The organism is Bacillus sp. PK6-013, assembly GCF_054161445.1.
In genome coordinates this window covers 314,893-340,495 of sequence record NZ_CP096417.1, presented here as the reverse complement: position 1 = coordinate 340,495, position 25,603 = coordinate 314,893, and the positions used below count along the sequence as shown (strand labels likewise).

At 45.5% G+C, this 25,603-nt stretch carries 23 protein-coding genes; 8 read left to right on the top strand and 15 right to left on the bottom strand.

What is annotated here, in order from left to right:
• Window positions 1-226 precede the first annotated feature (226 nt).
• Together M1E03_RS01635 and ywcE are read left to right on the top strand one after the other, a co-directional pair.
• Window positions 227-1,582, top strand: coding sequence for a YjiH family protein (locus M1E03_RS01635; RefSeq protein ID WP_103749426.1), 1,356 nt, complete (start codon window positions 227-229; stop codon window positions 1,580-1,582).
• Window positions 1,583-1,988: 406 nt separating this feature from the next.
• A complete protein-coding gene (gene ywcE, locus M1E03_RS01630; RefSeq protein ID WP_020453353.1) occupies window positions 1,989-2,249 on the top strand; it encodes a spore morphogenesis/germination protein YwcE in 261 nt (86 codons plus the stop codon).
• Between the two features lie 49 nt (window positions 2,250-2,298).
• On the opposite strand, the gene M1E03_RS01625 is transcribed toward ywcE, so the two are convergent.
• From M1E03_RS01625 to M1E03_RS01590, 8 genes are all read right to left on the bottom strand, one after another.
• Window positions 2,299-3,498 (bottom strand): clostripain-related cysteine peptidase, encoded by a 1,200-nt coding sequence (locus M1E03_RS01625; protein ID WP_059230861.1) that lies wholly within the window; start codon window positions 3,496-3,498, stop codon window positions 2,299-2,301.
• 17 nt (window positions 3,499-3,515) lie between these two features.
• Window positions 3,516-3,971, bottom strand: coding sequence for a GNAT family N-acetyltransferase (locus M1E03_RS01620; RefSeq protein ID WP_043054499.1), 456 nt, complete (start codon window positions 3,969-3,971; stop codon window positions 3,516-3,518).
• 11 nt (window positions 3,972-3,982) lie between these two features.
• Window positions 3,983-5,791: an ABC transporter ATP-binding protein gene (locus M1E03_RS01615; protein ID WP_458110635.1), complete on the bottom strand. Its 1,809-nt coding sequence runs from the start codon at window positions 5,789-5,791 to the stop codon at window positions 3,983-3,985.
• The gene (locus M1E03_RS01610; RefSeq protein WP_224066768.1) at window positions 5,785-7,710 is read right to left on the bottom strand and encodes an ABC transporter ATP-binding protein; all 1,926 of its coding nucleotides are present in this window, start codon (window positions 7,708-7,710) and stop codon (window positions 5,785-5,787) included. The genes M1E03_RS01615 and M1E03_RS01610 overlap by 7 nt, the downstream gene beginning before the upstream one ends.
• 42 nt (window positions 7,711-7,752) lie before the next feature.
• Window positions 7,753-9,753, bottom strand: coding sequence for an asparagine synthase-related protein (locus M1E03_RS01605; RefSeq protein WP_103749428.1), 2,001 nt, complete (start codon window positions 9,751-9,753; stop codon window positions 7,753-7,755).
• The gene (locus tag M1E03_RS01600; RefSeq protein WP_023857003.1) at window positions 9,750-10,214 is read right to left on the bottom strand and encodes a lasso peptide biosynthesis B2 protein; all 465 of its coding nucleotides are present in this window, start codon (window positions 10,212-10,214) and stop codon (window positions 9,750-9,752) included. The genes M1E03_RS01605 and M1E03_RS01600 overlap by 4 nt, the downstream gene beginning before the upstream one ends.
• Window positions 10,214-10,486, bottom strand: a complete 273-nt coding sequence (locus M1E03_RS01595) for a hypothetical protein (RefSeq protein WP_026580277.1) — start codon at window positions 10,484-10,486, stop codon at window positions 10,214-10,216. Before M1E03_RS01595 ends, M1E03_RS01600 begins: the two co-directional genes overlap by 1 nt.
• A 360-nt stretch (window positions 10,487-10,846) precedes the next feature.
• Complete coding sequence (locus tag M1E03_RS01590; RefSeq protein ID WP_026580278.1) at window positions 10,847-11,479, bottom strand: response regulator transcription factor; 633 nt, start codon at window positions 11,477-11,479, stop codon at window positions 10,847-10,849.
• A 171-nt stretch (window positions 11,480-11,650) separates the two neighbouring features.
• On the opposite strand from M1E03_RS01590, the gene M1E03_RS01585 reads away from it, so the two are divergent.
• A complete protein-coding gene (locus M1E03_RS01585; RefSeq protein ID WP_423734433.1) occupies window positions 11,651-11,767 on the top strand; it encodes a lariocidin family lasso peptide in 117 nt (38 codons plus the stop codon).
• A gap of 99 nt (window positions 11,768-11,866) precedes the next feature.
• Here M1E03_RS01585 and qoxD read toward each other — a convergent pair whose 3' ends face one another.
• The 5 genes from qoxD to galE all read right to left on the bottom strand — a co-directional run bounded on the left by qoxD (window position 11,867) and on the right by galE (window position 17,258).
• Window positions 11,867-12,232 carry a cytochrome aa3 quinol oxidase subunit IV gene (gene qoxD, locus M1E03_RS01580; RefSeq protein WP_023857000.1) on the bottom strand — a complete coding sequence of 122 codons (366 nt, stop codon included), beginning with the start codon at window positions 12,230-12,232 and terminating at the stop codon, window positions 11,867-11,869.
• On the bottom strand, window positions 12,232-12,846 hold the full coding sequence (gene qoxC, locus M1E03_RS01575) for a cytochrome aa3 quinol oxidase subunit III (protein WP_023856999.1): 615 nt from the start codon (window positions 12,844-12,846) through the stop codon (window positions 12,232-12,234). The genes qoxD and qoxC overlap by 1 nt, the downstream gene beginning before the upstream one ends.
• Window positions 12,847-12,860: 14 nt before the next feature.
• On the bottom strand, window positions 12,861-14,810 hold the full coding sequence (gene qoxB / locus M1E03_RS01570) for a cytochrome aa3 quinol oxidase subunit I (RefSeq protein WP_025810604.1): 1,950 nt from the start codon (window positions 14,808-14,810) through the stop codon (window positions 12,861-12,863).
• 17 nt (window positions 14,811-14,827) lie between these two features.
• The gene (qoxA, locus tag M1E03_RS01565; RefSeq protein WP_095291511.1) at window positions 14,828-15,796 is read right to left on the bottom strand and encodes a cytochrome aa3 quinol oxidase subunit II; all 969 of its coding nucleotides are present in this window, start codon (window positions 15,794-15,796) and stop codon (window positions 14,828-14,830) included.
• A 472-nt stretch (window positions 15,797-16,268) separates the two neighbouring features.
• Entirely contained in the window at window positions 16,269-17,258 is a 990-nt protein-coding gene (galE, locus tag M1E03_RS01560; protein WP_103749429.1) for a UDP-glucose 4-epimerase GalE, read from the bottom strand.
• Between the two features lie 800 nt (window positions 17,259-18,058).
• Between galE and M1E03_RS01555 the strand changes: the two genes are divergently transcribed.
• The 4 genes from M1E03_RS01555 to M1E03_RS01540 all read left to right on the top strand — a co-directional run bounded on the left by M1E03_RS01555 (window position 18,059) and on the right by M1E03_RS01540 (window position 21,340).
• Window positions 18,059-18,208, top strand: a complete 150-nt coding sequence (locus tag M1E03_RS01555; protein WP_023856995.1) for an anti-repressor SinI family protein — start codon at window positions 18,059-18,061, stop codon at window positions 18,206-18,208.
• A 537-nt stretch (window positions 18,209-18,745) separates the two neighbouring features.
• On the top strand, window positions 18,746-19,309 hold the full coding sequence (locus M1E03_RS01550; RefSeq protein WP_025810603.1) for a flavodoxin family protein: 564 nt from the start codon (window positions 18,746-18,748) through the stop codon (window positions 19,307-19,309).
• A gap of 181 nt (window positions 19,310-19,490) precedes the next feature.
• Entirely contained in the window at window positions 19,491-19,805 is a 315-nt protein-coding gene (locus M1E03_RS01545) for a DUF485 domain-containing protein (protein ID WP_023856991.1), read from the top strand.
• Window positions 19,802-21,340, top strand: coding sequence for a solute symporter family protein (locus tag M1E03_RS01540; RefSeq protein ID WP_025810602.1), 1,539 nt, complete (start codon window positions 19,802-19,804; stop codon window positions 21,338-21,340). Before M1E03_RS01545 ends, M1E03_RS01540 begins: the two co-directional genes overlap by 4 nt.
• A gap of 52 nt (window positions 21,341-21,392) precedes the next feature.
• Here M1E03_RS01540 and xylB read toward each other — a convergent pair whose 3' ends face one another.
• Both xylB and xylA read right to left on the bottom strand, forming a co-directional pair.
• Window positions 21,393-22,892: a xylulokinase gene (xylB, locus tag M1E03_RS01535; RefSeq protein WP_103749430.1), complete on the bottom strand. Its 1,500-nt coding sequence runs from the start codon at window positions 22,890-22,892 to the stop codon at window positions 21,393-21,395.
• Complete coding sequence (xylA, locus tag M1E03_RS01530) at window positions 22,892-24,238, bottom strand: xylose isomerase (protein ID WP_023856988.1); 1,347 nt, start codon at window positions 24,236-24,238, stop codon at window positions 22,892-22,894. Before xylA ends, xylB begins: the two co-directional genes overlap by 1 nt.
• A 196-nt stretch (window positions 24,239-24,434) precedes the next feature.
• Here xylA and M1E03_RS01525 point away from each other — a divergent pair, with 196 nt between their 5' ends.
• Window positions 24,435-25,598 carry an ROK family transcriptional regulator gene (locus tag M1E03_RS01525; protein ID WP_023856987.1) on the top strand — a complete coding sequence of 388 codons (1,164 nt, stop codon included), beginning with the start codon at window positions 24,435-24,437 and terminating at the stop codon, window positions 25,596-25,598.
• Window positions 25,599-25,603: the final 5 nt, after the last annotated feature.

Sequence of the window (25,603 nt, the reverse complement as noted above, 5' to 3'; positions counted from 1 at the left end):
ATCCGCTTCCTCACAAATGATATGACGTACAAAAGAATAAAATGTTTCGATTTTATTGCGAACAAATTCCTATTCTATTTTAAAGGATTTTTCCAACTATTGTCGAATGTGATAAATTCATTGATTTTTGATTGATTTGTATTAAAATGAGTAATGTTGCATAAAATTAAACTTTTGCCTCCGGCAGAAGCGATACAGAATCACCAATTCATAAGGAGTTTTTCATTTGGATAAAGCACTTCAAAAGCGTAAACGGCTTGATCTCATAAAATTTTTGGTCCCTTCGCTTATCGGAATTATTCTGTTTATGATTCCCGTTAAAATCGAAGGAAATTTAACGATTCCAATTGCTGTCTTTTCAAATGCATTGCAGAAGCTGCTTCAGCAGCAATTGCCGTTAATCATGACGGTCATCGTAACCGCAACATTTATCTTAACCTTTATCACCAAAACCTTTCATCCGGCTTTCATTAAAAAAAGCGAGTTTTTCTATAACTTGCTGAATGTATCTTTATTTTGGTATATCGTCCGCCTGTTCGGCATGATTTTCGCAGTGATGGCATACTTTAAGATCGGCCCTGAAGCGGTATATGCCGACAGTACGGGCGGAACATTATTATTCAGCTTGCTGCCCGTTCTTTTCTCCGTCTTTTTATTTGCAGGCCTGTTTCTGCCATTTCTGTTGAACTTCGGCTTGCTTGAGCTGTGCGGCGCTTTGATGAAAAAGCTGATGAGGCCTGTCTTTAAGCTGCCGGGACGGTCATCGATCGATTGTATGGCCTCATGGCTCGGCGACGGCACGATCGGCGTGCTCCTGACAAGCAAACAGTATGAAGAAGGGTTCTACACGAAGCGTGAGGCCGCCGTCATCGGCACGACTTTCTCAGTCGTCTCCATCACGTTTTGCCTCGTGATTATTTCACAGGTTGACCTTGCCCATATGTTCGTTCCGTTTTATTTGACGATATTGCTGGCGGGTGCCGTAGCCGCGGTGATCAGCCCGCGGATTCCGCCTTTATCAAGAAAGGCTGATACTTATATTACAGACCAAGCGGATCAGGATCAAGAGGAGATTCCCGAAGGATACACTCCATTCCAATGGGGACTCAGCCGGGCTGTCGCAAAAGCAAAACAAAATACAAGCGTCAAAGATTTTTTGCAGGACGGAGCCAAAAACGTGCTCGATATGTGGATGGGCGTCGCTCCCGTCGTCATGGCGCTCGGCACAGCCGCACTGATTGTCGCTGAATATACACCTGTTTTCAAATGGCTCGGGCTGCCGTTCATTCCCCTTCTCGAACTGCTCCAGGTTCCTGAAGCCGCCGAGGCCTCACAAACGCTTGTCGTCGGGTTCGCCGACATGTTCCTTCCGTCTGTGCTCGGAAGCGGGATTGAAAGTGAAATGACCAGGTTCATCATCGCCTGTTTATCGGTTACACAATTAATCTACATGTCGGAAGTCGGCGGTCTTTTGCTCGGTTCCAAAATTCCGGTGACATTCCTTGACCTCGTCTTGATTTTTCTCGTTCGGACGCTGATTACGCTGCCTGTCATCGTACTGTGCGCCCACTTTATTTTTTAGACAAATAAGAGGCTCTCGGCGCCAAATGCCGAGAGCCTTTTTTGTTTAGAAAAAGTCGTTGATCCAAGGGGGCTGCGGCCTTATCGTGCGGTCCAGCCTGTCACTTTCTCTTCGTTTCCGGAATCCTGCCGGTTTCGTATAGGGAACGCGCGGTCTTGACTAACTTTTGCAGGATCAATTTCCTCCACGCATTTTCTCTCCTTCATCCTTTATGTCCTATTGAATCGCCGCGAAAATTGAGCCGATAGTTGGAGCGGAAAATGCTTTCCAGTATGTATCATTTTTCGAAGAACGTGGTATAATAAATGTAACAGAATGTTCACAAATTATTCTCCAATTAGACACAATTGTTGTTTCATTCCGCTTTTTTGGCAGCGTTATCATTATTGAAAGGGGCTGAAAACGCATGGATATGTTTTTCGCTTACTTGCTGATCGCAAGCGCCACTCCTTTATTTTTATGGCTGGACAACAAAAAGGTCGCAATTTCTTCTATTCCGCCAATCATTTTAATGTGGGTCTTCTTCTTTTTCTACATGACCAGCAGCCTTTCTCCTACAGGACACTCTCTCATGATCGTACTCTTTATTCTCAACGTTGTCATCGCCCATGTCGCCGCTTTCATCATTTACGGACTTCCATTGATTCGAAAGCACATGAGCCGATAAAAAAGTGCCGGTTGTTCCGCCGGCGCTTTTTTTGCTGTAAGAGACACCATTATAGATCAAAGTTAAATGCTGAATGGGAGTAATCTTTGATGAATGTTTGATACCGGCCGCTGAAATCAAGCAGGTTGTATATTTTTGATTTTTCCGCAAACCGCTTTTGGTTGTCTCTGGCCGGATAATAAACGGACATGCCGCTTCCTCTCGGGTGCTCAGGAGACTTGATGTTCATGATGACAGCCTTTTTGACGGATTTTACGACCTCTTTCGCTTCTTTCTCAGCTCCGATCTGCTGGCCGATCAAGCTTGACAGATCGGCCAAATCAACCATATCCGATTCATCTGCATAATCTTCGGCAGCGAGACGTGCGTAGTGAAGCAGGCGCTTTCCATCCGGCTCTTTCAATGCCCGGTTCATGCTTAAGCTCAACCTGTCGAGGGCATCGACAGCGTCTTTGACGCGGTTTAATTGAATTAAAGACTGCTGCAGGTCTTCTGTTTCACCGTTTTCTTTTGACTGCTGTATGTAGCCTGCCGCGATTTCCCTGCCAAGCTCTTTCGGATCGATTGAAGGGTCGTCTTGAACAGACTGCAGCGCATATTTGTAATCCCAGCCGTTTTGATTCGTATAGTCGACTGAAGCCAGCATGTACTTTCCATAATCCCTCAAGGCATATGCCGTTTCAATCCCGGCCATTTTACAGTTGTCAAAACCGATTAAATCAAACTTTTGCTTCGTATGTTCATAGGCCTTTTTGATTCCCGACTGGAGCTCGCTTATTTTCATTTTTTTATTGCCGAAGTTTTCGTCTCCCCCGTAGCCGTCAACGGAGCCAAGCCCATGCCCCCAGAAGATCAATACATATTTTTTAGCCGGGTATGTTTTGACTCCCCATGTGATAAAATCTGTGACGGAGCCGGGACTGTCCATATTTGTCTTCCCGATATTTTCGAGGGGCGCCAGCTTCTGATGTTCAACTTTCCACCTCTGATTCACCTTGTGACTGATCGACGGGTTCGCCCATTTTTTTGCTCCTCCTGTCTGAAGAACGACATTGACGTTTGAAGATGAACCCGCATCCATCATTTCCTGAATGTCATCGCTTGCCATATGAAAATCGCTTTCCATGTCAGAACCAATCATATATACAAGAATAGTGTAGTCGTCTTTTTCTTTTAATAGAGCGGCTGATGCCGGCTGAAAAAAGGCGACTGAAATAACGGAAACCACAATCCATTTGATCAAGTTCATCTTCTTATGCTCCTTATTTAAGATTCCGGGAAATAAATAAGAGAGTAGTAGCCGTCCTCGTCCGGCTGTTCATGTTCTAATGAATATCCAACGGATCGGAAGCACGCTAAGCACCTCTCGTTATCCTCTTCAATTCCGGCAAACCATTTGTTGATCCGGCTCATTTCCGGCAATGCCATCGTCCTTTTGATGAGCGCTTTTCCATATCCCTCTCCGCGCAAAAACGGATCGACTACAAGGGCAATGTTCCCGGTCAAGTCCTCCTCAACTTCAACCATGACAACGCCGACAGGCTTGCCGTCCTCTAAAGCCGCCCATACCCGGTAGTTTTCATTCCCGTCTGCAAAATTGAACCACTCGTCAAGCGGCATCATCCCTTCCAGCCGCCTTTTCACTTCTGCATCCTCAAACCAAGTCTGCAGCCATTCAATATTTTCTTTTCGAAACAGACGTAGTTCTTCTATATTGCTCATTGTTTTCTCCTTTACTGCGCGTATTTTTCAGCCTGCAGGCGATACAGCTCTGCATACTGGGCCTGATTTTTCATCAATTCTTGATGGGTGCCGGCCTCCGCTACCCTTCCTTTTTCTAAAAATACGATGTGATCGGCAAAACGGGCCGTGCTTAACCGGTGCGAGACAATAATGACTGTTTTGCCTTGCGTCAGCTTTTGCAGCTTATCAAATATCTCTTCCTCAATAAACACATCCAGCGCAGAGGAGGGTTCATCGAATATCAAAATGTCGGCAGACTCATCACGCATAAATGCGCGGGATATGGCGATCCGCTGCCATTCTCCCCCCGACAAATTCCTGCCGCCGAACAGTCTGCCAAGCTCTGTTTCATAACCGTCTTCAAGCTTATGTAAAAACTGATCCACTCCGCCGAAGGCCGAAGCACTTTTTATTTTAGCCAAGTCGGTGCAAGAAGAAATGTCGCCCAAGCCGATATTGTATTTCAATGTCATTTCGTACCGTAAAAAATCCTGAAACACAGCCGCGGCATTTGACCGGTAATGTTCAATATCATACTTATAAAGTGGTAAACCATTATAAGAGATCGTGCCTTGATTAGGATCAAAATAACGCAGGAGCAATTTAACGAGTGTGCTTTTGCCTGATCCATTTTCTCCCACGAGAACGGTCGTCTTATTCAATGGAATATCGAGCTTATGAATATCAAGAACCGTTTTGGTTCCATCATAAGAAAATTCCACTTGATCACATGTAAATCCTTTTTCCTTTTGAGCAGCTGGCGCGGTTTCCCCATTTTCCATGCCATTTTTGCTGTTTAAAAAAGAATGAACATTTCCGAGGTGCCTCGTTTCTCTTGCACCGATCGCAAACGCAGCGAACATTTCATTGATTCCTTCGTTGAACTGAACCGCGGCTCCGATAAACAGCATCACATCCCCGATGGACAACCGACCATAAAAAGCCTGGTGAACGATGTAAATCAGAACGGCACCTGCGGCCAAAGATTGTAATACCGACCAGAACAGCTGATACAGCGCCAGTTTTTTTTGATCGTTGGACAGCGTATGGAGGAGCTCCATCGAGGTGTTTTTATAAAAAGACTTAAAAAAATGAACAAGATTGTATATCTTGACCTCTCCGGCTGTTTCAGACATGAGAGGGACACCTGCATAATATTCCGCGCGCCGTCTCAGTTCCTGAACCTCTTTCCGTCCTTCAAAGGTCGCGTTGTTTAATTTCGCCTCCCAGTACAGTTTAGGAACGGCCAATATGAGAAACAGCAGCGGCACCCACGGTGCAGACATGCCGATCAGTAAACTGCTGGCTGCAATCATCACCATTCCGCCGAAGGTTTGAGACACGATGGAAACCCACATCGTGACAAAATATTCATTATAGCGGATGATTTGTGTATTGGTATGAAAAGATGCGTCTTCAAAAGCCGCGATATCAGGAATGGAAATTGCCTTTTTCATGAGCATTTCATCAAGATAAGCTTCGAGCTTGGCGGTAAGGAGCCTTTTCTGCATTTCAGCCACAGGCTGAAGGGCATCTACGATCAGCGTAAAAGCAATGTATGCAAAGGCCGCCCAAACAAGCGCATTCCAAGAAGACAGCTCAAACGGCGCCCGTGCAATCTCATCGATCACCTCTGCACTCAGCCAGACTAGGAGCGGTCCGAGCATTGCATTCAGCAGTGTAATAAAAAATAGAACAGCCGACTTAAAAGGGTCGCAGCGCCAAAACAACGATAAACCATAAAAGATGATGGAAGCGGTTTGAGGCAGCTTTTTGAAAAAGGAACAAAACTTCAGCAATATACCTCATCCTTCCCCTGAAACGATTTGGCCTGCATGCGGAACATTCTGCTGTATTCCCCGTTCTTGTCCATAAGTTCCTGATGGCTTCCCTCTTCCGCAATTCTTCCGTTTTTCAAAACCAGTATGCGGTCAGCCATTTTTACCGTACTGAACCGATGGGAAATCATGATCACCGTTTTTCCCTCTGTGAAGCTGTGAAATTGCCGGAAAATATCATACTCAGCCCGAATATCCAAAGATGCGGCCGGCTCGTCCAAGATGACAAGTCCGGCATCTTTCATAAACGATCTGGCTAAAGCAATCCGCTGCCATTGGCCTCCCGAAAAATCGGTGCCCCCCCATTCAGGGCCGATCATTGTTTCCAGCCCTTCAGGCAACTCTTCGATGATTGGTTCCAGCTTAGCGGACCGGGCGGCGTCGCGAAGTTTTTCTTCATCACCTAAAGCTTCCGTTCGGCCTACCGCGATATTGTACCGGAGTGACAATTCGTACTTACCAAATTCCTGAAACACGACCGCCATCTTGTTTCTCAGCTCTTGAAGATCGATCTTGCGGATGTCTTTGCCGTTCACTTTAATCTCACCCTCATCATATTCATAAAAACGGCAGAGCAGTTTGATGAGCGTTGTTTTCCCCGATCCATTCGCCCCTACAATGGCAATTCTTTCTCCCGGTGATACTGAAAAGCTGATTCGATTTAGAACATCGCCTGTGTGCATGTCATTCGGTTCAGGCTGCTCGTCGTGTTCCCGCATTTCTTCATCTTCAAGCTCATCGAGCATATCCAAATCTTCCTCATTCACATCAGCTTCATTTTCCAGGGAGCCGGCAGCCGCTTCTCTGAAAGGATAGCGGAAGGTGACATTTTTGAATTCGACTGCCAGCGGTCCTGCGTCCCCGAGAGATTCGCCATTGGAAGGAAGCCTGATATCCTTTTCGGCGTTCATAAAAAGAAAAAAGTCTCTTCCCATTCTCCATATATCCAACGTATCTGCACCTTCCTTGGCGATATCCCGGAGAGCCGTTGATAATTGGAACACGGCCCCCAAGTACAACGATATATCCCCCACAGAAAAACTGTTTGAATGGGATTGGGACAGGATCCAAAAGTACCCCAAACCCGTTCCCGCCCCCGATAAGAAACCCGTTAAAACCGACCAGCGCGCGCTTCTGACTTGAATATTCCGCAGCACAGAATATAAGCCTTTAAAAGCAGATTGATATAAATCAAGAAAGAAAGATCCCAAGCCAAACAGGCGTACTTCTTTGGCGGATCGTCTCCCGAGCAGAATGTGGCGAGCATATGCGGCCCTCCTTCTGACAGGGGCGTAATCCTTGTGATATTCCCACTCCATTTCATTGTAATGATTATGGACAAAAGCGAATGGAGCGGTAGATAAAATGAGGATGACAGCAAGAACGGGCGACAGGTAGGCAATAATCAAAACAACGCCCGCCAAAGACATAACGGCTGTCACCAAGTTCGAACTGATATTAATGAATTGGGAAGGAAGCCATGTCGAGCGATCCCGCAGTGTTTCGAGCCGGTCCCTGTACTTTGGATCCTCAAAAAAACGCATCCCCGGAATGCGGTCAAAAGCGTCGATTAACAAACTGTTGACTGTGATCATCGACCTCTCAGAAAGCATGGCCTTCACCCATTTTTCCAATGATTTAACGACACTGATCATGACCAGGCTTCCCGCATAAATGACAGCCCATATTTCCGCATAGATGACCGCTTCCTGCTCGACAATGCCGTCGATCATTTGCTTTGAAGCGTACAATTGGATTAAAGGTGCTCCGGCTTCGATCAGCATGAAGATAACCATGCAAATCATCAGCCGCGGACCGGATTTCCAGACCATTTTCCCAAGCAGGCCCGCCGTTTGCAGCGGCTCTTGAATATGCTTCATCTTCCACACATGCTTCACCTTCATTTTCTATACCTATTGTGGTCATTGATACGAGTATATTTTGGCTTTCTCCGGCGTATTGACGGTTTCGATATCAGCCATGACCCTTGATTTTCCCGGACGGCTCCGATCGAGAAGGTGCTCCTTCCCCTTGGATGCTTCCCTGAGCCATATTTCCAAGTCAATGACAGATCTCATGTACTGATAGCCCATGCCCAGATCATTATTTGGATCTTCAGAGCGAATAGCCATAGCCAGCAAGTGTTTCCACCATATATCGCGCTTAATGATGCCGAGCTCTTCAACAAAGACGTGCTCTCCCGGTTCAAATAGCTGAAGAACGTGTCTGCGGTCATTCATAAAGCTTTTCCTGGCCATATGGGCATATGTTGTTTTCGTTGATCTGTTATAAACATAGGCAGGCAGGATATCGGTGAAAGATTTGCGAAGAAGCATTTTAGAGCCTGCATAATGTTCTTCAAGCCCTTTTAAAACATCAAAATGCTGTTCAGGCGGTACGGAAAATGAAAATTCGATCAGCCTCCGATCCAAAAACGGATGGTACGTAGGCAATGTCACACCAACAGCATCCATGTACCTCGCTCTCGGCCACAAAAAGTCATAATGGAACCTCTTACCCCACACCGAGAGCTCCCGGCTTTTTCGATAGCGAAGATGATCCTCCTTATTGATCTGGTGTTCTCTCTTTCGGTGTTCTTCAGTAAAATATTCAGGCAGCTCATATTCCGTATCTGACCACAGCAGGTCGTAATAGAGCTTTTCTCCGATATAAGGCATGAAAGGGGCGATTCCGTATTGAAATCCCAGCTTCAGCATCTCTTTCATGCTGCCGCCTGACCATTCGCGAAGCAATTTGTAGATTTCAGAAAACCGTCTCTGCCGAAGCAGAGAATCGATCACTGACACTTCTCCGCTAAAAATGAAATCCCCGCCCTCACCCGTCAGGACAGACGAAGCACCATACTCCTCAGCGATCACTGTAAAAGTCTCATTAACCAGTGAATTGGCTCTCGGATCAGGACCGTCTACAAACCAAAGCGGATCACGCCCGATTTCCGCGTTTGGAATTTTGGCTGTGGCGTCTCCGAGAATGATCAGGCCGGGAATATCCATATCGCGCATCATATTTTTTACAAGGTCCTTGTCATGGCTTAATATCATGTCAGGTTCGGCAAATGATATATTGACGGCCAGCAGCTGTTCCTTCCGTCCGCCTGCAATTGCGGCGGCGGTTACGGCAGCTGAATCTAGTCCGCCGCTTAATTCGACAATATGCTTTTCATCTTTTAAACGATCTGCTGTCACTTCCTGAAAAAGCTCCCGAAACCGCGGAACTGCGTCTCCAGCAAGATCTTTCCCGTTTAACAGCTGTGAAAGTCCCCAATAGCTGTGCGCGTGAACAGCATGATCCCGGCCAAGAAAAGCGTAGGACGCCGCAGGCACTTTGCGTATTCCTTTAAAAAACGTCCGATCTTCAAAGCCGTTTTCTCCTACAGCAAAGCCTGAAGTAGGAAACATTCTGCACACATTTTGATCGATCGCAAAAGGAATGTCATGAACAAGCAAAAGGATGCGCAAGTCATTCGCTGCAAACCATTCTCCTTTCGGACTGACCCAATAGTAAACAGGACGGGTTGCGTATATATCAGTCGCCAAAACAAGGCTATGTAGACTGTCATCCCACCACATCATCGTAAATTCGCCATGCGAGTGAGACAGCATGGCAGCTTGATCCTGCTTTAAAGACGCGTACAGCTTGTCATATTGTTCAATCTTTCGGGTGCCATCCGATTTTGCGTTAAGACCGCCGCTGATCCAGCCGTCTAAGATGACGGGATGCAAAAGATTTATTTGAGTTGTAGGTCTAAAAGCTTCATCGTATCGGATATGCGCTTCAGCCATGTTGGCGATCCCGCGGCTGTAGCTGTGAATCCGTTCCGCACGTCCCCATTTCTTGACGGCGGAAACCCACTCATGCCATGCAACGGTGTTGTCTCCCTGCATTCCAAACCATACTTTCATACTAGAGATAACACCCACCTTTCAGCGTAAGCGCTCATCTTATACGTCTGTAAAACTTTTAAATCCTTATTTTTATGATTCGGATCGATCGATTTGCCGTTTTCCATTTGAACCCACGCATGAGAAAACAGCTTGTCATCAATTTTCTTGACCCCGATCATGAGATCAGCATCAAACCCATTGCTGAATAATATAGATTGAATCGTTAATGCAATAGAAACGCATGAAGTAACCAAATGGTCGTCTTCATCAAGCGAATATAAATATTCGCCGTTCTGGTGCAGTTCGTCTATATCAAGCAGCCCTGCACCTCTTTGCTGTGCGCTTGCATACAGCGGAAACAGATGGATCGCAATTTTTTCATAAGCTTCTTCAAAATCATGATTTAACAGCATCATACGTACAAAAGCATGAACGGTTGTAAAATATTCGTGATTTTTGACAAGCGCTCTTTTTTTCATCAGCTTTTATCCTCTATTTCAATCAGCTTATGATGTGTCAGTTCCTGTATCGCCTCATTTAATATCGCTGACAGTTCTTCCTCTGTCTGATCGAACGCCGATTGCCACTTGATCAGAATATCTTTTTTATCCTTTCGCTCATTTTCAATTTCGATCCACAGCTCTTTTAAAGCCCCTTCCAATCCGAAATACTGCCCATTGTCCAGGTTTAGGACGATGCATTCATTTTCCAACACGGTTGTCGCTGTCTCTTGATTTCGAATAATTTTCAAAGATTAGACCTCCCCGGTATGCATGATTTCAGAAAAATAAAGGAGAAGAGAGCCGGCAAGCTCTCTTTCAGCACTTTATGCATGATGTTCTTTCCACGCCCTTGGCGAATGCCGTTATCATTTCAGCTTTGGAGCGTTTTAAAAAGAGCCTGCAATGCGACGATACCCCTGAATTTACCAACTGACCACATGAATCAGATTATCACAGGACAATATCAAAAAAACCGCAAAAAACTACCGAAAACCGACATGAATAGCCAATGGCATCAATGGGCCATTATTACGGGATTTATTCGGAGGAAAAAGAAAAAGAGAGCCTATCGACTCTCTTTTGCAGGGAAAAGCAAATATATACTTTGTCTAAACTTTCTGCTTGATCAAATTAAGCATCGTTCCTTTTTTTACTGCGCAGTACCGTGACGTTACTTTGAGCTTTTTATAGATTTTGCTCAAGTGATACTCTACGTTGCGTGTCGACATTTGTAGGTCTGCTGCGATCTCTTTATTTGTTTTACCGCTGGCCACCTTCTGCAAAATATCCAGTTCTGTGTCTGTTAAATGCTCGTCCACCGCGAGATCGGAGTCGAGCCTCAGTTTTTGCAGCAAGCCGTCGGGAAATAACACAGCCCCTTTTAAACACAATAAAATACTCGAAGCAATCATGCTGTCTGTATACGATTTATCGATAAACCCTTTAACTCCGGCCTCAATCAGCTTATTAAAATATGAGTGAATTTCATCTCCCGAAAACATAATGATAATTTTGGATTGAGGTGCGGTTTCCAGCGTTTTAAGAGACAGTTCCAACCCGTTCATCCCCGGCATTTTTAAATCATAAAGAAAAACGTCTATATGTACCTCTTGATTTTTTAAGAGGTCGAGAGCTTCATTTCCTTCGTGGCAAACGATGACATCCATATTATATTTTTTTAAGATTTCCTTCATTCCGGATGTCAGAACCCTGTAGTCGTCTACTAACAACACGCGTATCATCAGTAACACTCTCCTTAAATCAGTTTCCTCCGAACAAATACCGCAATAAAAACCCTATGAATAGAATTGAAGGATGATGTCGGGTTTTAGTGCCTTTTTGTGGTTTTTACCACTTTATTCTATGATAGCATGAATATGTAATCAACTGGAAGTAATAAGGAGGTGACACAGATGCGCAAATTGGAAACTGCCCAAGTTAAAAACTATGGTACATTCCTGACTGTTACTCTTTCTAAAAAGAGCAAGCCGGGCGACGGCAAATTCGGCCGCGGCGTAAAACGCGGTTAAGAGTGTATGAGAAAGAGAGAGCCTGTGGCTCTCTCTTTTTCCGTTCAGCAACCAAAAAAGAGTGCGGATCGTTGAAATCCGCACTCTTTTGCCAATCAATTAATGTCCGCTGTGCTCAGAATGTTTTGCACCTGGAGTACCGCCCTCAGGGTTGTCTCCGTGATAGTTGTGAGCAGCGAAGATCCAGACAGAACCGGCAATAATCGCAACCGCAATAAATGCGGCAAACAGCGTATTCCCGACTTGGATTTTGCCGCTGTCACTTTCAGTCATATGCATAAACATTAAGAGCTGAAGTCCAGCTTGGATGATCGCAAAACCGAAAATAATCCACAGCTTTGCAGCCATGCTTAAGTCCGTATAGATCACCCACAAGGCCAATAAGGTCAGCACAATGGACAACACGAACCCGACAATATGCTTCCAAGGAAAGTGGCTGTGTTCAGCCGATTGTTTTGCTGCCATTATACATTCACCAACCCTATCAAATAGACGCCGGTAAAGATGAAAATCCATACCACGTCTAAGAAGTGCCAATACAAACTTGAGATAAACAGCTTAGCAGACGTTTGCGGGGTTAGGCCGCGCTTTTTCGTCTGAAGCAAAATGCCGATAATCCAGAAGATACCGATCGATACGTGCAGTCCGTGTGTTCCCAATAGAACAAAGAAAGATGACCAGTAAGCACTTGTCGATAAAGTGGCACCTTCGTGTACATAATGATTGAACTCATAAAGCTCATAGCTGACAAACCCAGCACCGAGCAACAGGGTAATGATCATCCAGATCATCACGCCTTTCAAACTGCCGCGGCGCATCTCATGCACTGCGATGCCGCATGTGAAACTGCTCGTTAACAGCAGGAACGTCATGATTAAAACGAGCTTTGCGTCGAACAGTTCTGCCGGCAGTACGCCCCCCGCTGTTCTGTTATGAAGAACAGCATAGGTCGCAAATAACGTAGAGAATAAAGCAATCTCCGCTCCAAGAAAAATCCAAAAGCCAAGGATATTCAACCTTCCGATTTCAGAACGGTATTCCATAGGAGCGTTAGAATTGCTGTGTTCTGCATGTTCCATCAATCCCGCCTCCTTTACTTGGCATTCTTTCGTTCAGTCTCTTTTATTTCCTCAACACTTACATAGTAGCCGTCGTCATATTCAAATGAACGAAGAATCATACAGAGGAATACACCGATCAGACCGACGATTCCCATCCAGAACCATTCAAAGACAAGCCCGAATCCAGCAAATCCGAAGCATAATGACATAAGAAACGGACGGCCTGAATTGCTCGGCATATGAATCTTTTTAAACTTGCTTTCAGGATGAATCTCGACATTGTCTTCCTTCATTTGCGCAAATGCGTCAGGTGATGTAACCTCAGGCAGAACCGCAAAGTTATAGTGCGGCGGGATCGCAGAAGATGTAGCCCACTCAAGCGTACGACCCATTCCCCAAGCATCTCCTGATTCTTCGCGTTTTGAATGACGGAAGCTGTAGAAAATGTTGTAGCAGAGAACGATGAATCCTGCGGCCATCAGCAATGCGCCGAATGTCGCAATCATGTTCAATGCAGTCCAGCCGTCTTCTGCTCCGTATGTGTAAATACGGCGAGGCATTCCTTGCAATCCAAGGAAATACATCGGGAAGAAACAGATGTTAAAGCCCGTCATGAACAGCCAGAAGAACCATTTTCCGATGCGTTCGTTCAGTTTGTGACCGAACATTTTCGGATACCAGAAGATCAATCCGGCGAAACATGCAAACACAGTACCCGCGATCAGCACATAGTGGAAGTGCGATACGAGGAAGTATGTGTTGTGATATTGATAATCCGCAGCTGCCATCGCAAGCATAACGCCCGTAACACCGCCGATGACGAAGTTCGGAATAAATGCAAGCGACCACAGCATCGGCGTTGTGATTTTGATTCTGCCTCGATGCAGCGTCAACAGCCAGTTAAAGATTTTAACTCCGGTCGGCACCGATATCGCCATCGTCGTAATCGAGAAGAACGAGTTGACCGCCGCACTGTTGCCCATTGTGAAAAAGTGGTGCAGCCAAACGACGAAGCTGAGAACCGAAATGGCAACAATTGAATAAACCATTGCTTTGTAGCCGAACAGCTGCTTTCTTGCGAATGTCGCAATGATTTCTGAAAAAATACCGAAAGCAGGCAAAATAACGATGTAAACCTCAGGATGTCCCCAAATCCAGAACAAGTTCGCCCACAGCATCGGCATACCGCCGTTCGCCAAGGTGAAAAAGGCTGTTCCGAACAAGCGGTCAAATGTCATCAGCGCCAAAGCCACTGTCAAGACAGGGAATGCGAAAATGATAATCACACAAGTGATCAGCGTTGTCCAAGTGAACATCGGCATCCGCCATAGGGTCATGCCTTTTGTACGCATTTTCAGGATGGTCACCATAAAGTTAATCCCGGTGAGAAGCGTACCGATACCCGCGATCTGAAGTCCGAGCAAGTAATAGTTCTGCCCAGGCCCAGGACTCAGCTCATTGCCTGCAAGCGGCATGTAAGCCGTCCATCCTGCATTCGGCGATCCGCCGATGACGAATGAAATATTAAACAGCATCGCTCCGACCATGAAGGTCCAGAAGCTCAAGTTGTTCAAATACGGGAATGCAACATCGCGCGCACCGATTTGGAGCGGTACGACGACGTTCATTAATCCAATAAGAAACGGCATCGCCATGAAAATGATCATGATCGTACCGTGTGTCGTAAACACTTCATTATAGTGGTTTGAATCTAAAAAGCTGTTATTAGGAAGCGTGAGCTGGGCACGCATCATTAACCCGTCGACGCCGCCGCGGAAGAACATAATGACTGCGGCAATGAGGTACATGATTCCTAAACGTTTATGATCGACGGTGGTAATCCATTCTCTCCAAAGCCATTTCCATTTTTTGAAGTATGTCAGCACAAATACGATTGCAATGGATGTAAGCAAAATGGAAATCTGTGCTCCAAGAATTAATGGGTCACCTGTAATTATGAATTCGTCCCATTTCAAATTCATGCAAGCTTCCTCCTTTCCTAGTGAGAATCTTGGTCTTCAGATTGTTTTTGATCTTTGTTTGTCTTCACGTTTTCAAACGGATCTGATTTTGAGTGCGGAGACAATGGTTTATAGCCCAATCTTTCGCGCGCTTTAATGGCGTATTCCGCATCATTTCCGTGGTTAACATACTTCAGGTGTGTCGATGAGAACGTCATTTCGTCCGCATGCTGAGGAAGCATCAGTTCATCGTACTGGTTTTTCGTCAGCTTAGGAGCTTCTTTCTGCGTTTTCTTCACCCAGTCGTTAAACTTGCTTTCAGATACCGCTTTGACATTAAACTGTTGTTCTGCAAAACCTTCACCTGTGAAGTTTGCATTTCGGCCTTTATAAGTACCCTCATGGTCTGCCTGCAAATATTGCTCCATTTCCATTCCGGACATGGCATATTTTTGCCCGCCAAGCTGCGGAATCCACAGTGACGCCATAGAATCGGCAGATGAGATTTTAAACAAGATCGGTCTGTCTGTCGGGATATTCAAATAGTTGACCGTTTCGATATCCTGTTCCGGGTAGCTGAATACCCATTTCCAATCGACAGATGTCGCATATACGACCAAAGGTTCCTTGTCCTTTGATGCTTTTGGAGCCTCTTCTAGAGAATAAATTGTTTGAACTGTCGGCACTGACAGCGCAATAACAATTAAAATCGGAACCACTGTCCAGACGATTTCTAAAAATGTATTGCCTTCTACTTCCGGGCTGTAAGGAGACTTTCTGTCTTTACGCTCACGGTATTTCACAATCATCACAGTAAAAAGGACAAATACGACCGCTACGATAAACAGCATAAATCCAATCGATAATAGAATAAGATCTCTTTGCTGCGAAGCAACCGGTCCTTTAGGATCCAATACCGCGATTTGACTGCAGCCGCCCAATAAAAAAATGGAGGAAAGTAGAGTCAGCATAATCAGTGGTTTAAATGCTCTGAACAAGAGGATCACCATCCTTCCTTAAATGATGTCTAAAATTTGGTCAGAATATCTAAGATAAAAGGATTCTGAAAAACTTTTTTCTTCTACCTTGCTATGCTATCAAAATCTTCACCAATTAGCCTTATTTTTTTCGATTGTTCACCTTTTTTTCACCCAAATGTCACAAAATCGTCAAAATTTGTTCATGATATTATGAATAACGAAGGAAATAGACTGGTAATTTTTTAGTTCTTTTTACACACATAGCAAGAGCTGACAAATCCCTCCGAAACAAAAAATCTGTCAAATTTAGGTTTACCACAATAAAAAACTTTGGTCAATCATTAATTTAACATTGTTAAATTTTTTCATAGTGAATCATTATCTTCCTCCATTCCTTTTCCCTGTTGACAGCACGCTTTAAACTTCAAAACATCAAAAAAGAGCTTCCTTCTGTAACTGAAAGCTCTTTTTCATCCTATTTAATAGGCGTCACCGCATTCTAGCTTTGATAGCCGTTCGGATGTGCTTTAAACCACTTCCACGCGCTGTCAATGATCGTTTCCAGCTCGGCGTATTTCGGCTGCCATCCCAGTTCTTTCACTGCTTTTTCAGAAGAGGCGATCAGCTGTGCCGGGTCTCCAGCACGCCGCTCTGCAACCTCCGCCGGTATCGGGCAGCATGTCACTTTCCGGGCTGTTTCAACGACTTCTTTGACCGAAAAGCCCGTGCCGTTTCCGAGATTGTATACAGTGCTTTCTCCGCCCTTTCGAAGCCTTTCGACAGCGAGAATATGCGCGTCGACCAGATCCATTACATGGATGTAGTCTCTGATGCACGTACCATCTGCAGTCGGATAGTCGTCGCCGAAAATCATAATCTTGTCGCGTTTGCCAAGCGCGACTTGAAGAATGATCGGGATCAGGTGCGTCTCAGGCTGATGATCTTCGCCGACCAATCCGTCTACATGCGCACCGGCAACATTAAAGTAGCGAAGGACGACATGACGGATTCCATATGCTTTTTCAGACCACTTCAGCATTTTTTCAATCGCGAGCTTCGTTTCCCCATACGGGTTTGTCGGATCCGTCGGATCTGTTTCCATAATCGGCACACGATCCGGTTCTCCGTATGTTGCAGCCGTTGATGAGAAGACAATTTGCTTTACATCGAACTCTTTCATGACCTTTAACAGGCAAACGGCTCCGTAAACATTGTTGTCATAATATTTGAGAGGATCTGTTACGCTTTCTCCAACCAAAGAATCGGCCGCGAAATGCATGACAGCCTCAATCTCGTTTTCCTGAAATACTTTTCTTAGGAATGCTTCATCGCGCAGATCTCCATTATAGAAAGAAGCTCCCTTTAAAGCCGCCTCTTGATGTCCAGTTTGCAGGTTATCAATAATCACGACTTCTTCATTGCGGCTTAACAGTTCCGCTACAGCATGGCTTCCAATATAGCCCGCCCCTCCGCATACTAATATTGCCAATTCATTTCTCTCCTTTCAGCGGCGTTATTCTTCCATTTTAAGTCTATAAAACGCCTGTGAATCTCTTTTTTAATCCTAAGATGATATATTCGCTTTTTCATTTTACCACCTTCAGCATTTTCCAGCTCGTATTTTCATCATTTCTTCAAATAAAAACTAGGGGCAAAACAAGTGGAAAGGTTTCTGTTCCATTAAATGCCTTACAAGGAATAGTTCGGGTTTTTATCCATTACAATGGTTTCATCCTGGTGAATTAAAGCGATTTTGAGGCAAAAGCTATACTTTTTTCTCTGCATTTGAAACCAATGTTCTTTTTTTCCACTTAATACTGGTCGATAATAGTATTTTCGTATTACCCTTCTTTAACCCATACAGCAACTAAGCCGAAAGGACCCTCCCTACCCACCATGTCTTTATTCTAAATCATTCCTTGAAACCATTGATTTTCCAATACTTTTTCGTAATAATCTGCCAAAAATCTCTTTCTTATTTTTAGAATATTCAAAGGATATTCGGCTGCAATTGAGAAATTCTTAATAGGGAAAAATGATCATTTTTAATTGAATACTATCCAGTCAGTAATTGATTGTTTATTATTATAAGTAAGAATCTAAGATTTTTTGGTTTTTTTAGTCAGTTATTTAGGGAATAGGTAGGTTTATCAAAGATGACTTTGTGAATTTTTTATGAAATTTGTCATTGTTTTCACATGGCTGTTGTTTTATAACTTTTATTGCATCTCAAGGAAAAACCGTTTTTTTCTTTGAGGTGAACAACGTCTTATCATATTGGAGGAAGCTATGAATACTCAAACGAAACACAAGTTGGACAAAGATTGGGTGATTTTGATGAAGGAGGCGAAAAAACTTGGGCTGCAAATTGAAGATGTGAAAGAATTTCTTCACAGTCAGCCCGTCCAAAGCGATGCTGAAAAACCGATAAAGCAGTAAGCGTTTAGAAGCATCAGTTATCCAAAAAAACAGGCGGTTCTGTTGAATCTTGATCTATCAAGATGATCCAACCGGCTGTTTTAACGAGTGTTTTAATTGATAATGACGTATTTGAGCAGCAGGCCTGCTGCCTGTGTATAGATTCTGTCTGCTCCATAGAAACGCGCGTTTTAAGGAGCAGCCTTACCTTTGCCCTGTACATAGGTCGTTTCATTTTTCCAGCTTCACTCTCTTAAGGGGTACCAGACCGGATTGAATAAGGCGTTTTAGAGCCATTGCTAACCAACGCTGACGCCAGCAGTCCCATTCACTTTCTTCTGCATCGGTTTCGATTGCCTTTCTCCCGAAGGGGGGCGGAGCTTTTCGTCTTGATCCTTCTGATAATATCCTCATGCTTCCTTTCCATTCTCTCTTTTCTGTTAAGTTTGCCTATATAATCGATTTTTCCGATGGTAAATATCTAAAATATCAATTTTACTGATGATTGTTGTTATCTTAAACTGAATTCATGACCGATTCCAAAGGAGGATGAAGAATATGGGGATAGCAGCAATCTGCGGAAGCTCCCGTGAAAATGGAAATACGGAAGAACTGATGAATCGATTAGTAGACGGACTTGATGCCGATAAGATATTTCTGCGAAACTATCACATTCAGCCCGTATCGGACTACAGGCACAGCAATACAGCCCCTTTTTACCCTGATGATGACTACAGAGACCTGATCAGCCGGGTGCTGGAGAAGGATATCCTGGTTTTTGCCACTCCGATCTATTGGTACGGCATGTCGGGTCTGATGAAAAATTTTATTGACCGCTGGTCACAGACATTGATAGAGCATGGAAGATCTGCATTTAAACAGCAAATGGCGAAAAAAACGGTCTACGTGGCAGCTGTCGGAGACGATGATCCCCGCTTGAAAGGGCTGCCGCTCATTCAACAGTTTCACTACATATTTGATTTTATGAACATGACATTCGACGGCTATTTGCTCGGCAAAGGAAACAAGCCCGGCGGCGTGATAACAGACCGGGAAGCGATTGCGTCTGCAAATGAACTGAGAAGGAAGCTGACAGAGGCGGAAACGAGGCGGAAGGCATGACAAATGAGAAGAAAAAGGTGAACAAACGGTTTCTTTTATGGAAAAAACATTTATTCGAGATGATCAGGTCTTTCATCTTATATAAATAAAACGCTGTGTGAAAATTGAAGAATAAATCCGGAGCGTGTTACATACCTTTGTTGTATCTTTTCAGACAAACACAAGGAGGGGCAAAGAACAAATGAGAGAAGGCAAAATAGATTACAGCAAAGCTGCGGCATCTCCGGAGTTCCAGCGGTTGTTATCACGGAAACGGGCTTTTATTGTACCGATGACGATTTTCTTTCTGCTCTTTTATTTCCTGCTGCCGGTTATGACATCATACTTCACATTTTTGAATCAGCCGGCAGTCGGAGCCATCACATGGGCATGGGTTTTTGCGATAGCTCAGTTTGTTATGACATGGACGCTGTGCATTATGTATACAAAAAAAGCCGGTCAATTCGATCAAATTGCAAGCGATTTCAAAAAGAAGATTGGAGGCGTTGATTCATGAGTGCCACAGCCTTTATTCTGTTTCTTGCCATTGTTGCTCTCACGCTTGTCATTACGTATTTCGCGGCCAAACAGACAAAAACGGCCAATGAGTTTTACACGGCGGGAGGAGGGCTTACCGGCATTCAAAACGGACTGGCTATTGCGGGAGATTACATGTCAGCGGCTTCTTTCCTCGGCATTGCCGGGATGATCGCTTTGAACGGGTTTGACGGTTTTTTCTACAGCATCGGCTTCCTCGTCGCTTATTTAGTCGTGCTTTACATTGTGGCAGAGCCGCTCCGAAACCTCGGCAAATTTACAATGGCGGACATGATTGCCTCTCGTTTTAAACAAAAGAAAATTCGCGGTGTCGCCGCATTAAACACGATCACGATCTCCACCTTTTATATGATTGCACAGTTAGTCGGCGCCGGTGCGCTGATCAAGCTTCTGCTCGGCATCGATTATACGCTGGCCGTGTGCATTGTCGGGGTTTTGATGACCATATACGTCGTATTCGGAGGAATGATCGCAACCAGCTGGGTCCAGATCATCAAGGCCGTTCTCTTGATGGCAGGGACGCTCATTATCTCAATCATCGTTTTTTCAAAATTCGGCTTCAGCCTGACGAACATGTTTGAACAAATGAAAACAGCTACTCCGCTTGGGGCTGATTTTTTGAACCCCGGCAATAAGTATAAAGTTCCTCTTGAAACACTTTCACTCAATTTGGCACTCGTCCTCGGGACAGCCGGCCTGCCTCACATTCTCATCCGGTTTTATACAGTAAAAGATGCCAAAACGGCAAGGAAATCGGTAATCTCGGCTACATGGATTATCGGTATATTTTATATTATGACGGTCTTTCTCGGTTTTGGTGCTGCCGCGTTTGTCGGTTTTGAAAACATTTTAGCTGCCGATAAAGCGGGGAACATGGCTGCACCGCTGCTTGCTCAGGCGCTCGGCGGAGATTTTCTGTTCGCCTTCGTCTCAGCCATCGCGTTCGCAACGATTTTGGCGGTGGTCACAGGCCTTGTGCTGTCGGCGGCATCCGCTTTTGCGCATGATATATACAGCCAGATTATCAGAAAAGGCGCGGCTACGGAAAAAGAGCAAATGATCGCTGCAAGATGGGCTTCCATCGGCGTATCCGTCCTTTCGATTCTGCTTGCTGTCTTCGCCCAATCGCTGAATGTCGCGTTTCTTGTCTCGCTTGCATTTGCCGTGGCGGCAAGCGCCAATCTGCCGCTCATTATCTTCACCGTCTTCTGGAAAAGATTTAATGCGGCCGGCGCTTTGGCCGGCAGTCTGACCGGTCTTTTAAGCGCGCTGATTCTCGTCTCCATCAGCCCGAGTGTCTGGGACCCGGCCGGAAACGCTATCTTTGTTGGAGAACCGCTGATCCCGCTTTCCAACCCGGGTATCATCTCCATTCCGCTCGGCTTTCTAGGCGCTTATCTCGGGACGATTCTGTCTTCAAAAACCCCTGATCAAGAAGCATTTGCAGAAATTCAGGTCAAAGCACATACAGGCATTCACATGGATCAATCTTAAACTGGATGCACACCCGAAAAAAACTTATGAGCCGGCCGGCTCATAAGTTTTTTTATTCCCGAAAGCTCGCCAGCCGCTCGTTCAGCGCTTTCGTGTGCCGGTAGACATCTCTGTAAATTTGAAACAGAGCTTTGTATTGTCTGCTGTATTCACGGCGGGGTGAAAAGGTTTCTTTGATGAGAACGAATCGGTCTGCACAAGCTTCAAGCGACGGAAACCAGCCGCACCCGACGGCCGCGATCATGGCTGCTCCATATGCCGGCCCCTGTTCGCTTGTGAGTCTGATGATGTCGGCGTTGAAGATATCCGCCTGGATTTGCAGCCATTGATCGCTTTTGGCGCCTCCGCCGATTGAAATCACGCGGCTGATATCCTTTCCCGCGGCACGGAATTGTTCAATGCTCTCGTGTAGGGAGAATGTGATGCCTTCAATGACGGCTCTGACGAAGTCCGCCCGTGTATGTGCGCTGTCCATCCCGATGAAGCTGGCGCGAATATCTGCGTCGGCATGAGGGGTTCTCTCCCCTGACAAGTAAGGGGTAAACAGCAGCCCCCGGGCACCGGGACGGGAATGGTCAATATCGCTAATTAATTCGTCAAATGACGTTTGCCCGGCAAATACATCTTTAAACCAGCTGAAGCTGCGTCCTGCGGAAAGCGTCACTCCCATTGAATAAAACGCATTGGGGGCGGCGTGGTTCAGAAAATGAATATTGCCATCAAACGCTTGATCTCGGTTTGATTCATATGTGAGAACAACCCCTGAGGTGCCTATGCTGCAAAGGGCCGTTCCTTCTCTTAAAATACCGGCGCCGACCGCGCCGCATGCATTATCAGCGCCGCCGGCAAACACCTTGACTTCAGGAGCCAGACCGGTTTCGGCCGCGAATTCCGGACTGACGCCGCCGACACAGGCGCCCGGCTCAATCAGATCCGGACATAAGGACTCCGGGATGCCGAGCTTGCTGCAGATTTCCCCGCTCCATGTCTGATGTTTCACATCGAGCAGGAGCGTTCCGGCCGCATCTGAATATTCGCTGTGCAGACGCCCCGTCATCGTGTACCTGACGTAGTCTTTCGGCAGCAAAAAAACGGCCGCCTTTTCAAACAACTTTTTTTCATGTTCTTTCACCCATAAAAGCTTCGGAAGGGTAAAGCCTTCGAGCGCCGGGTTTTTCGCGATCTCGAGCAGGCGCTCCTTTCCGACTTTCTCGTTAATCAGACGGCATTGTTCGGTTGTCCGTGTATCGTTCCACAGGATCGCGTTTCGCAAAACCTCTCCTTTGCCGTTTAAAAGTACCAATCCATGCATCTGTCCGGAAAAGCTGATCCCTTTAATCTGAGATGCTTTTCCCGGGAAATGCATAACTAATTCCTTAATGGCTTCCTTCGTTTTTACCGCCCATTCTGCGGGATCCTGTTCAGAATAACCGGAATGGGGCTGAATGATGGAAAATGGTTTGGAGACCTCGCCGCACAGCTCTCCCCGCTGATTGACAAGGATGATTTTAACCGCGCTGGTGCCGAGGTCGACCCCGATCACGTATTCCACTAGCGTGTCTCCTTTTCTGCCGGCGCTTCGCGCAAAGCGTTCAATAAGTAACGGTTAACGGTCGCTTTCAGTCGTTCCTGGCGGCCTGACTGATTTTCAATTTGGTCGTGTTCAAGAGCGTATGCGGCAAGCTTATTCAGATCGGTGCGGCCTTCTTTGATCTCAAGCCCGATCCCTTTCGTATAGCTTTCATAACGCTCTTCAATGATCTGGTCGAGGGCTTTGTCTTCAAGCAGACGGGAGGCGACTTTCAAGCCGACTGCATACGTATCCATTCCTGCGATATGAGCGTGAAATAAGTCTTCATCCGCAAAAGACGGGCGCCTTACTTTAGCATCGAAGTTAATACCACCGGTTTTAAACCCGCCTGCTTTCAAAATTTCATACATCGCAAGTACTGCAGAATACAGATCGGTCGGGAACTCATCAGTATCCCAGCCCAGGAGCAAATCGCCCTGATTGGCGTCAATGGAACCCAGCACGTCGTGCAAGGCAGCCACCCGTAGTTCATGCTCAAATGTATGCCCGGCCAAGGTCGCATGGTTCGCCTCAAGATTGAGTTTAAAATGGTCTTTTAAACCGTAAGTTTCTAAAAAAGCGATCGTTGTGGCCGCATCAAAATCGTATTGGTGCTTCGTCGGCTCCTTCGGCTTCGGCTCGATCAAAAATTGGCCGTCAAAACCGATTTCGCGCGCATACTCAACCGCCATTCTATAAAATGAAGCCAAGTTTTCGAGTTCAAGCTTCATATTTGTATTCAGCAATGTTTCATAACCTTCTCTTCCGCCCCAGAACACATAGTTTTCCGCTCCAAGCTCCTTGGCGATATCCAGTCCTTTTTTCACTTTTGCGGCCGCATAGGCATAGACATCCGCATTGCAGGAAGTTGCGGCCCCGTGGACATACCTCGGATGGGTAAACATATTGGCTGTATTCCAAAGCAGCTGAACACGGCTAGTCTCCATCATTTCTTTAAGAAAAGACGACATTTGATCCAAATACGTAAATGTCTCACGCAACGTTGCTCCTTCATCAACGATATCAACGTCATGAAAGCAGAAATAGGGCACGCCGAGCTTTTCAAAGAATTCAAAAGCCGCTTCCGCCCGGGCTTTTGCTTTATCCAAAGGATGTGTCATCCGGTTCCACGGCCGGAACATCGTCCCGTCACCGAAAGGGTCTTTCCCGTCCGCATCAAAGGTATGCCAATACGCAACAGCGAAGCGAAGATGTTCCTTCATCGTTTTGCCGCCGACGTATTCATCAGGGTTGTAATATTTAAATGCGTAAGGATTTTCCGAATCGGCTCCTTCATACTCAATCACTCCGACATTTCTAAAAAACATTCCGATCTCCCCCTTCACTTTTCCTTGCAAAGCAAACGTTAAAAAATAAGTTTGTTTAACCATTAAACTAACTTCCTTGTATTTATTTTACAAGATGAATCAACCGCTTTCAATGGAAATGAAGGAAAAAATTGAGTTTTCTAAATTTGTTATACTATAATAAATTCACAGCTTCAAAACAATGGAGTGATTGACATTGAATACAGCGGATCAAGCCCTTGTAAAAAAAATGAACAAAGCTCTGATTCTTGATCAGATTATTGAGAACGCACCCATTTCAAGAGCAAAACTTTCGGAAATAACGGGATTAAATAAAGCGACCGTTTCCTCCCAAGTATCTTCCTTGCTTCAAAAGGACATCATTTATGAAACCGGCCCCGGCGAGTCAAGCGGCGGCAGGAGGCCCGTGATGCTGAAATTCAATCGAAAAGCCGGCTATGCGGTCGGTATAGATATCGGAACCAATTATCTGATTGTTGTGTTAACCGATCTTGAAGGGCATTTGATTGAACAATTCGAACGGACGCTGGATGAAGAAGACATTCAGGCGACAGAAGAGGCATTAATCGAATTGACAGGGCTAGCCGTTGACAAAATACCGCCTTCCCCATACGGATTGACCGGAATCGGCGTTTGCGTACCCGGCTTGGTAGACAACGAACGGCAGGTGGTGTTTACGCCAAATAAGCCAATCCATTTGATTCCGTTAAAGGAAAAACTGGAAGAAAGGTTCGGCGTTCCCATTTTAATTGAAAACGAAGCAAACGCCGGCGCCGTTGGCGAGAAGAAATACGGAGAAGCCGGACAGCTGGAGCATGCCGTGTTTGTCAGCATTAATACCGGGATTGGTTTAGGGATTTTAATGAATGGAAAACTGTTTAGAGGTGTGCAAGGTTTTTCCGGAGAAGCCGGGCACATGTCCATTCACTTTGACGGCCCATTGTGCCGGTGCGGGAATAGAGGCTGCTGGGAGCTTTACGCTTCGGAAAAAGCCGTCTTCTCTCACTATGGAGCGAATTCCGAAGCCCCGCTTTACGAAACCGTTAAAGAACTTGCAGACCGCAGTGATCCGGGGATGATGGAGACGTTTGAAAGATTCGGTTTTCATATCGGCATCGGACTTCTCAACATCTTGAAGACGTTGAATCCCGATACGATTATCTTGCGGAATACCATTGTAGAATCCTATCCGATCATCGTCGATGCAATTAAAAAAACGATTGCCTCAAGAAGTGCTGCAGAAGCCTTGTCTAATTATCATTTGAAAATCTCCTCGCTTGGCCGCACTGCCTCATCGCTCGGCATGTCCTCCCTGGTGATCGGGCATTTTCTGGAACGGTTTATGAACGAGAGATTTTAATTTTT

Bases quoted from the DNA above. Each gene is read 5' to 3' on its own strand.
- ywcE (WP_020453353.1), top strand. From the start codon at position 1,989: ATGGATATGTTTTTCGCTTACTTGCTGATCGCAAGCGCCACTCCTTTA.
- M1E03_RS01625 (WP_059230861.1), bottom strand. From the start codon at position 3,498: ATGAACTTGATCAAATGGATTGTGGTTTCCGTTATTTCAGTCGCCTTT.
- M1E03_RS01620 (WP_043054499.1), bottom strand. From the start codon at position 3,971: ATGAGCAATATAGAAGAACTACGTCTGTTTCGAAAAGAAAATATTGAA.
- M1E03_RS01610 (WP_224066768.1), bottom strand. From the start codon at position 7,710: ATGAAGCATATTCAAGAGCCGCTGCAAACGGCGGGCCTGCTTGGGAAA.
- M1E03_RS01605 (WP_103749428.1), bottom strand. From the start codon at position 9,753: ATGAAAGTATGGTTTGGAATGCAGGGAGACAACACCGTTGCATGGCAT.
- M1E03_RS01600 (WP_023857003.1), bottom strand. From the start codon at position 10,214: ATGAAAAAAAGAGCGCTTGTCAAAAATCACGAATATTTTACAACCGTT.
- M1E03_RS01590 (WP_026580278.1), bottom strand. From the start codon at position 11,479: ATGATACGCGTGTTGTTAGTAGACGACTACAGGGTTCTGACATCCGGA.
- M1E03_RS01585 (WP_423734433.1), top strand. From the start codon at position 11,651: ATGCGCAAATTGGAAACTGCCCAAGTTAAAAACTATGGTACATTCCTG.
- qoxD (WP_023857000.1), bottom strand. From the start codon at position 12,232: ATGGCAGCAAAACAATCGGCTGAACACAGCCACTTTCCTTGGAAGCAT.
- qoxC (WP_023856999.1), bottom strand. From the start codon at position 12,846: ATGGAACATGCAGAACACAGCAATTCTAACGCTCCTATGGAATACCGT.
- qoxB (WP_025810604.1), bottom strand. From the start codon at position 14,810: ATGAATTTGAAATGGGACGAATTCATAATTACAGGTGACCCATTAATT.
- M1E03_RS01555 (WP_023856995.1), top strand. From the start codon at position 18,059: ATGAATACTCAAACGAAACACAAGTTGGACAAAGATTGGGTGATTTTG.
- M1E03_RS01550 (WP_025810603.1), top strand. From the start codon at position 18,746: ATGGGGATAGCAGCAATCTGCGGAAGCTCCCGTGAAAATGGAAATACG.
- M1E03_RS01545 (WP_023856991.1), top strand. From the start codon at position 19,491: ATGAGAGAAGGCAAAATAGATTACAGCAAAGCTGCGGCATCTCCGGAG.
- M1E03_RS01540 (WP_025810602.1), top strand. From the start codon at position 19,802: ATGAGTGCCACAGCCTTTATTCTGTTTCTTGCCATTGTTGCTCTCACG.
- xylA (WP_023856988.1), bottom strand. From the start codon at position 24,238: ATGTTTTTTAGAAATGTCGGAGTGATTGAGTATGAAGGAGCCGATTCG.